Annotated in this window: 7 protein-coding genes; 4 read left to right on the forward strand and 3 right to left on the reverse strand. The window is 54.6% G+C overall.

The annotated features are described in order from the left end of the window. The first annotated feature begins 461 nt into the window (after positions 1 to 461). The 4 genes from PN477_RS08065 to PN477_RS08080 all read left to right on the forward strand — a co-directional run bounded on the left by PN477_RS08065 (position 462) and on the right by PN477_RS08080 (position 4132). Positions 462 to 1904, forward strand: a complete 1443-nt coding sequence (locus tag PN477_RS08065) for an NAD(P)/FAD-dependent oxidoreductase (protein WP_272120841.1) — start codon at positions 462 to 464, stop codon at positions 1902 to 1904. Continuing rightward, on the forward strand, positions 1901 to 3163 hold the full coding sequence (locus PN477_RS08070) for an NAD(P)/FAD-dependent oxidoreductase (RefSeq protein WP_417158775.1): 1263 nt from the start codon (positions 1901 to 1903) through the stop codon (positions 3161 to 3163). Before PN477_RS08065 ends, PN477_RS08070 begins: the two co-directional genes overlap by 4 nt. 87 nt (positions 3164 to 3250) lie before the next feature. Next, positions 3251 to 3685, forward strand: a complete 435-nt coding sequence (locus PN477_RS08075; protein WP_272120843.1) for a DUF1667 domain-containing protein — start codon at positions 3251 to 3253, stop codon at positions 3683 to 3685. A gap of 99 nt (positions 3686 to 3784) precedes the next feature. After that, on the forward strand, positions 3785 to 4132 hold the full coding sequence (locus tag PN477_RS08080; protein ID WP_272120844.1) for a hypothetical protein: 348 nt from the start codon (positions 3785 to 3787) through the stop codon (positions 4130 to 4132). A gap of 84 nt (positions 4133 to 4216) precedes the next feature. Here PN477_RS08080 and PN477_RS08085 read toward each other — a convergent pair whose 3' ends face one another. The 3 genes from PN477_RS08085 to PN477_RS08095 all read right to left on the reverse strand — a co-directional run bounded on the left by PN477_RS08085 (position 4217) and on the right by PN477_RS08095 (position 7693). After that, positions 4217 to 4846, reverse strand: a complete 630-nt coding sequence (locus PN477_RS08085; RefSeq protein ID WP_272120845.1) for a cytochrome c oxidase subunit 3 — start codon at positions 4844 to 4846, stop codon at positions 4217 to 4219. A 92-nt stretch (positions 4847 to 4938) separates the two neighbouring features. Further along, positions 4939 to 6642 carry a cytochrome c oxidase subunit I gene (ctaD, locus tag PN477_RS08090; RefSeq protein ID WP_417158776.1) on the reverse strand — a complete coding sequence of 568 codons (1704 nt, stop codon included), beginning with the start codon at positions 6640 to 6642 and terminating at the stop codon, positions 4939 to 4941. A 52-nt stretch (positions 6643 to 6694) separates the two neighbouring features. After that, positions 6695 to 7693 (reverse strand): cytochrome c oxidase subunit II, encoded by a 999-nt coding sequence (locus PN477_RS08095; protein WP_272120847.1) that lies wholly within the window; start codon positions 7691 to 7693, stop codon positions 6695 to 6697. Between the last annotated feature and the right edge of the window lie 417 nt (positions 7694 to 8110).

The following is an 8110-nucleotide window of genomic DNA, read 5'->3' on the forward strand; positions in this document are numbered from 1 at the left end:
AAATTAAGGACTCGCTGTCGCTCGATTTGTTTGTTGGTGCAAATTCATCTCGCCACTAAAAGGCACGTCCGCCGTTACCTTCGGTAACTCTACTCGGACTCGCTTTATAGTGGGAGTCTTCTTTGCACATTTAAGATAATGCCGTGTCAACGACAAAATTTCCGCTATACCTTCGGCTTCGCTCCACATTTGCGATTGAAGGCTGGGGTAAAAAACCGATCGCACCTCCTCTCGTCCTCCACTACCCCACGCCGGGGGGCGGGACTATGAACAAATACGACAGAATGTAGCGTTTTTCAGCATTTTTGGGAGTTCAGCCTCATCTCGCTAGGGTGGGCCCGCCTGGCTTCCTATACTGAAACTAGACCCAACCCAGGCGGTACAGTGAAAAGAGCAACCAACGCCGAACAGAAGAGCCGCTTACGTTTGGGTCATTTGCACACCATCGAAAGGCCAAAATCATGATTTACGATGTTGCCATTATTGGCGGCGGTGTGGTCGGTTGTGCCCTAGCGCGGGAATTGATGCGCTATGCCCTGAACGTTGTTTTGATCGAGAAAGAGATCGAGGTAGGTTTTGGGGTCAGTAAGGCGAATAGCGGCATTATCCACGGCGGCCATCACGGCGATCCGAACACCCTCAAGGGCAAGCTGGAATGGGACGGGAATCAACTGTGGGATACGCTCTACGACGACTTGGGCTTTGGGTTTAAGCGCATTGGCGAAATTACCGTGGCTATGGCCGAAGACCAACGGGAGACATTGCACCACCTCAAGGTCCAAGGCGAGGCGAAGGGCGTGCCGGGGTTGGAACTGTGGGAGCGCGATCGCCTCCTCACCGAAGAACCCCACCTCTCGGATCAAGTGGTCGCGGGTCTCTATGCCCCCACTACGGGCGTGATTAACCCCTATGAAGCTTGTTTTAACCTGATTGAAAATGCGGTACAGAACGGCCTCCATCTGCGCACCAATACCCCCGTTACGGGACTGACTCGCACGGATGACCATTGGCAGATTCACACCCCCGGTGAACCGCTGGCGGCGCGGTTTGTGCTCAATGCGGCGGGGTTGTTTGCCGATGAGATTGCGGCGATGGCGGGGGTGGGAGATTTTAAAATCACCCCTCGTAAGGGTGAAGAATATTTGCTCGATAAACGCTTAAAGGGGTTTATTCAACGGGTGATTTTTCCCTGTCCTACGCCGGTTTCTAAGGGGATTTTGGTGATTCCCACCTATGACGGGACGCTGATGGTGGGGCCGACGGCGACGCTGATTGAGGATAAAACCGACCTGACGACGACGGCAGCGGGGGGCGCTCAGGTGTTTTCCCAGGTGACGCAGGTAGTGCCGGGGATTAGTGCGCGGGATTGTATTGCGGAGTTTGCCGGGTTGCGGCCGGTGGCGGATGGGGAAGATTTTATCATTGGCTCCACAAGTCAGCCGGGATTTATTAATGTGGCGGGGATTCAGTCGCCAGGGTTGACGGCGGCTCCGGCGATCGCGCTCCTCATTCTCGATTTACTCCAAGAGGAAGGCTTAAGCCTGAGTGCGAAGGATGGGTTTAATCCTGCGATCGCGAAACCGATCCATTTTATGAGCCTGCCTTTTGCCGAACAGCAGGCGTTAGTGGAGCGCGATCGCCGCTATGGCCGCATGGTCTGCCGCTGTGAACTGATCACCGAAGGGGAAATCGCCGCTGCGATCGCACGCGGGGCGAGAACCCTCGACGGGATTAAATTCCGCACCCGCGCCGGGATGGGCCGTTGTCAAGGCGGGTTCTGTTCCGGGCGGTGTATGGAATTGATCCACAGGATGACGGACATTCCCATCACCGAAATCACAAAACGCGGCGGCGACTCTTGGCTCGTCTGCGATCGCGTTGAAGCAGCGGAGGTATCCCCATGATCATGACTCAACAACGGCCCCTAGAGGATCAATACGATGTCATTGTTGTCGGCGGTGGCCCGGCGGGGATGTCGGCGGCTTTGGGTGCGAAAGAAGCCGGAGCCGATCGCATCCTCATCGTTGACCGCGAAAAAGAACCGGGCGGGATTCTGCTGCAATGTATCCATCCGGGCTTTGGGCTGCAACAGTTCAAAGCCGAGTTAACGGGCCCTGAATATGCCCAGCGCGTCCATGAACAAGTCCAAGCCGCCGATATTCAGATCGCCACCGACACCTATGTCCTCGACATCACCCCCGCTAAACAGGTGCAGTTAATGTCCGGCAGCGAGGGCATGAAGTTAATCCAAACCAAAGCGGCAATCCTGGCCATGGGAGCGCGGGAACGGACGCGGGGCGCAATTCGTACCCCTGGACGGCGGCCCGCTGGGGTGTTAACGGCGGGGTTAGCGCAAAAGTTCGTTAATTTAATGGGCGTGTTGCCGGGCCATCGGGCGGTGATTCTCGGTTCTGGGGATATTGGCTTGATTATGGCGCGGCGGCTCACCCTTGAAGGTGTGGAAGTGGCGGGGGTGTTTGAAATTATGCCCTATGCCAATGGGTTAAACCGGAATATTGTCCAATGTTTGCAGGATTTTGAGATTCCGCTCCATTTACAGACGACGGTGGTGGATATTCAGGGGCGCGATCGCCTCAAACGAGTCACCGTCGCCCCCGTGGACAATCATTTTCAACCCGACCTGAGCCGCAGTTGGGACATTGACTGCGACACGCTGCTGCTCTCCATTGGGTTAATCCCGGAAAATGAACTCTCGCGCCAATTAAACATCCGCATCGACCCGATTACCAACGGCCCCGTGGTGGATAGCCGCATGGAAACGTCACGGGATGGGATTTTTGTCTGTGGGAATGTGGTGCATATTCACGATTTGGTGGATTTTGTCAGTGCTGAAGCGAGTTTGACGGGGCGCAATGCGGGGCTGTATGTGACGGGCCAACTGCCGCCACCGGATAATATTCGCCTCGTGCCGGGGGAAAATGTGGGCTATTGTGTGCCCCAGACGATATCGAGCGATCGCGACCATACTGTGTATCTGCGATCGCGCCAACCGATCGAAAACTGCACCCTCCGCCTCGGTGATGTCTACGAGAAAAAACTCCGCTACGTTTTCCCCGCTGAAATGATCAACCTCAGTGTTAAACCCCGGTTCCTCCAAAAGTTCCACGGCGATTCCCTCAAAATCGACCTCTTACCCCCCTAACCTCTTGGGAGCTAGCCGGGTTTGGTCTCCAAACCCGCCCCAAACCCGCCCCAAACCCGCCCAACCATTCGTAAGGAGTTCCCGATCATGACTGCTCTCGACAATGCACAACCGGACACCCTGAGCCATTATCTCTGCATCGGCTGTCCCATGGGCTGCCGCTTAGAAGTGGAGACCGAACCCGACCACCCCAGCCAAATCGTCGAAGTGCGCGGCTTTTCCTGCCGACGCGGGGAACAATATGCCCACCAAGAACATACCGAACCCCGCCGCATGGTAACCACCACCGTCAAAATCGATCGCGGCATCTGGGCACGAGTCCCTGTGAAAACCCTCGAACCCATCCCCAAAGGCCAGGTAAAAGACCTCTGTATTGCCCTGCGTCAGGTCTGTTTAACGGCTCCGGTGGAACGGGGGGCGGTGGTGCTGGCCGATGCCCTGGGGACGGGGGTGGATGTGGTCACGTCGCGATCGATGGCGGCGGCAACATTCGACAACGTGGCAGGGTCTGCGGTGCGATAGGCAGAATCGGGGATGAAACTCAAGGTTCATCCCCCCACTGACGGCATTTTCAGGCGATACGATAGAGTAGCACTATCCTCAACCTGTGATGATCCGATCATGCAAGTTACCCTAAACCCCATCCAAGCGGAAATCCTAGAAACGTTAGTTCAACAAGGGCAGTATCCATCCCTAGAAATGGCCTTAAATGCCGCGTTATTAGGCGATGATGTGCAGGAGGAGGCAGAATCGCCAAGGTATGCCGCGTGGGTTGAGCAGACTCGCCAGCAAATCAATGCAGCACGGGCACAGATCGCAGCCGGAGAGGTGCAAACGGTGGATCAAGTGTTGGCAGAATTACGCGCTAAGGTGCAGCAGGGGACGGGGGTGGATGTGGTCACGTCGCGATCGCCGCCCTCACCCAAGCCCTCACCGCCCTCGTTGATCCTTCCCCCTCGCTTGATCTGACACGAAAAGAGTACGGGAGCTTGAGCCGAAACAAAAACCCCTGTTCATACGAGCAGGGGTTTTTGTTTCGGGGTGGGAATCTTGTTAGAACAAGGTCAGGATGTAGAGCAGGACGAAGAGAATGATCCAGATAATATCGACGAAGTGCCAATAAATTTCGGTCATTTCAACGCCGGTGTGCTTCGTGGCGCTGTAGTGGCCGGGGCGGCGCGATCGCCACAGCACCCCCATCATCATCAACACCCCCACAAACACATGGAGACCATGGAACCCCGTCATCACATAAAAGCAACTGGAAAACACATTGGTCGAAAGTCCATAGCCTAATTCGGTGTATTCATAGATTTGCCCACCGAGGAAGACCAAGCCCATCACAATCGTGGCAGCGTACCAGAGGCGCATTTTTTGCACCTCCCCTTTTTTAATCGCCAGATCGCCCATGTGAATCACAAAGCTACTCGATACCAGGATGATCGTGTTGATCGCAGGTAAAAAGAGTTCAACCTCCGTGCCTTCGGGGGGCCAGACTTCCGCCGTGGATCGATAGATCAAATAGGCCGTAAAAATCCCAAAAAACATCAGGGATTCAGAGGCGAGGAAGGTCATTAGGCCCAGAACGCGATGATCACCGTGTTCGCCGTGGCTTTCACTGACGGCGGCGGTTGTTTTGGCGGGATAGGCTCCATTTTGGGACGCATCGAGGGTGGTGGTCATGTTAACTCCTGAATTCGGCAAGGGGTCAGCCAGGGGGAGGCGGGTCAAGGGATGGCCTTAAACGTCCGCCTCCCCCATCGCTGGGGTGTAGATTATTTCATTTCTTGACCGACTTCGGCGAGGATTTCCTCGACCGTGGGATCATCGGCTTCAAAGGTTTGGGTATCCACCCCGTAATCATAGGGGCCAGCCCAGACGATGGGTTCTTCATCGAAGTTTTCGATCGCTGGGGGGGAGGTGGTTTGCCATTCGAGGGTGAGCGATCGCCAGGGATTGCGGCCGGCGGGTGTGCCTTGACTCCAACTCCAGATCATATTGAAGAAGAAGGGCAGAATCGAAATCCCCAGAATCATTGACCCGTAGGTACAGATTTTGTTGATGAACTCAAACTGCGGGTCGTACATGGCGATCCGGCGGGGCATCCCCTGCAAGCCCAAGTTATGCATGGGCAGGAAGGTTAAATTTGTGCCGATGAAGGTGAGAACGAAGTGAACCCGGCCCAGGGTTTCGTTGTACATCCGCCCTGTGATTTTCGGGAACCAGTGGTAAATGGCCGCATACAGCCCAAAGACGGAGCCGCCAAAGAGGACGTAATGGAAATGGGCCACCACATAGTAGGTATCGTGGACATGGATGTCGAAGGGAGCCGCGCCGAGGGTGACCCCACTTAAACCGCCAAAGACGAACATGGCCAACAGACCCACGGCAAAGAGCAGGGGACTGGTGAGGCGGATTTTACCGCCCCAGAGGGTGGCGACCCAACTGAAGATTTTGACTCCGGTGGGGACGGCGACGATCAGGGTGGAGATCGTGAAGAACATCCGCATCCAGGCCGGTGTGCCGCTGGTGAACATGTGGTGAACCCAGACGAAGAGACCAACGACGCAGATGGCGAGGCTGGAATAGGCGATCGCTTTATAGCCAAAAATCGGCTTGCGGGCGTGGGTGGAAATCACCTCGGACATAATCCCAAAGATCGGCAGAATCATCAGATACACCGCCGGGTGGGAATAGAACCAAAACAGGTGTTGATAGACCACCACATCGCCGCCCATTTCGGGCCGGAAAAAGCCAGTGCCGAAGTTGATATCAAACAACAGCATGATCAAGCCAATGGCCAACACGGGGGTGGAGAACAACGCCAACAGCGAGGTGGCCACCATGGCCCAACAGAACAGGGGCAACTCATCCCACTGCATATTGGGCGTTTTGAGTTTGTAGATCGTGACGAGGAAGTTGAGCGCCCCCAAGATCGATGAGGTTCCGATCAAGGCAATGGCGAGAATCCAGAGGCTTTGACCGGCATTGTTGGTAATCAAGCTCAAGGGCGGGTAGGATGTCCAGCCGGCCTGCGCTCCCCCAAAAAATAAACTGGCAAATAGGAAAATGGCTGCAATGGGGTTGAGCCAGAAAGCGATCGCATTCAAGTTCGGGAACGCCATATCCTTCGCCCCGATCATCAACGGCACGAGGTAGTTCCCAAACCCCCCGATCGCGGCCGGAACAATCCAGAAAAAGATCATCAACGTGCCGTGGTTCGTCAGCAGCATGTTGTAGACTTCCGGCGCGAGGAAATCCGGATCGGCGGTGTATAGCTCCGTCCGCATCAGCAGAGCCATCACCCCCGCAATAAGATAAAACACAAACGCCGTGACGAGATATTGAATCCCGATCACCTTGTGGTCTGTGTTGTAGAGAAAATAGTGATACCAAGACCACTGCTCAGGATGGTGATGGCCACCTTGCTCCTGAGGCTGTGGTGATGGCGATTGCATTGGAAGTTGTGCTTGTGCCATACGTTAGTTGTGAGAATCGATCACGGTCAGAATAATAGGTGAACCCAGGGCCTTAGAGGGCCGTTGGGGTGGGGATTTGGTCGAGCATCGTTGGGGTGATGGGTTGAGCGGCGGTGTGGGCCAGAATGCGATCGCTGTCAGTCATCATCGGGGCGATCGCCACAGACTCCGCCGCTGGGACTTGAGCGACGGTATTCGAGGCCACCCAATCGGCATAGTCTTCGGGGCTATGGACAATAATTTGCGATCGCATCCCACCGTGATACGCCCCACAAAGCTCGGCACAGACAATCGGATACGTCCCCGTTTGCGTCGCCACAAAGCGGAGTTGGGTCGTTTTGCCCGGAATCGCATCCTGCTTAATCCGAAACTCCGGTAACCAGAAGGCATGGAGCACATCTTTCGCTTCGATGTTGATCTTGATATCTTGATTCACCGGCACATGCAATTCCCCGGTGACAATCCCCGTCTCTGGATAGGTGAAAATCCAGGCGTATTGCATCCCCACCACATCCACCTCTAAATCCGCCATCCGCATTCCTTCTTCCGGTGTGGCCCCAATACCATAGGCATTAGGATCAGCACTGGCCAGCAGGGGCATGGTGTTGCCATCACTGGGTAGGCTTGCCACCTGAACGGCGTGGTGGTGGGTATGGTTGTGGGCCATCTGCCCAGCGGTATCAAAGCCCCCCATCTGGTTGTAGACCTGGACGCTGTAAATCCCTAGCCCGATCACCAAGAAGGCCGGGATTGCTGTCCAAAAAATTTCCAGGGAAAAATTACCTTTGACCGGAAAGCTATCACTTTCATCCCCCGGACGATGGCGAAACTTGATCACGGCATAGAGAATGGCTCCCTCGACCACCAAAAATAGAGCCGTCCCAATCGTCACCATGACATTGAACAAGTCATCGACCAAGGGAGCTTGGAGCGAAACTTGGGCCGGGAGCAGGCCATTATTCTTTCCGTACCAGACGCTGACGGCTGTGACGACAATCCCAATCGTCAGCGTAATTAATGTACCGGGTACTGTTTCTTTTTCGTTAGCCATAAGAGATTTTATTGTCGCTGTGTTGAACCAGTAGACGCTGGCTTGACACGGAATAAGACCAGGATCGATGCTCTCAGATTCTCATGGATACTGGAATCTGGGCATTTTACCCTAGCCCCCCTTAAAATTTAGCGAATTTCTCTTTTGAAAATGCAGTGAATCCTACGAGAAGGGGCAATTTTAAGATTCTTTTACGCTTTGGGGGAGGTGATGGGGGGGGCTGCGCTTGAATCTTCGTGACAAATCACGAGACGCGATACACTAATAGCCAATCTGGGTTATCAAAAATTTTGGGTTTAAAACCCCGTCCTTCCAGGACGGCTTTAATGGACTAGAATTGGAATGGCGATAACCAAGCCACCAAAACTGAACCTTGAAAACCAAAGTTAGCGGGTTCCAAGTTGAAGAAGACCACCA

Origin of the sequence: Spirulina subsalsa CS-330 (genome assembly GCF_028330765.1) — a bacterium.
Lineage (GTDB): Bacteria > Cyanobacteriota > Cyanobacteriia > Cyanobacteriales > Spirulinaceae > Spirulina > Spirulina subsalsa_A.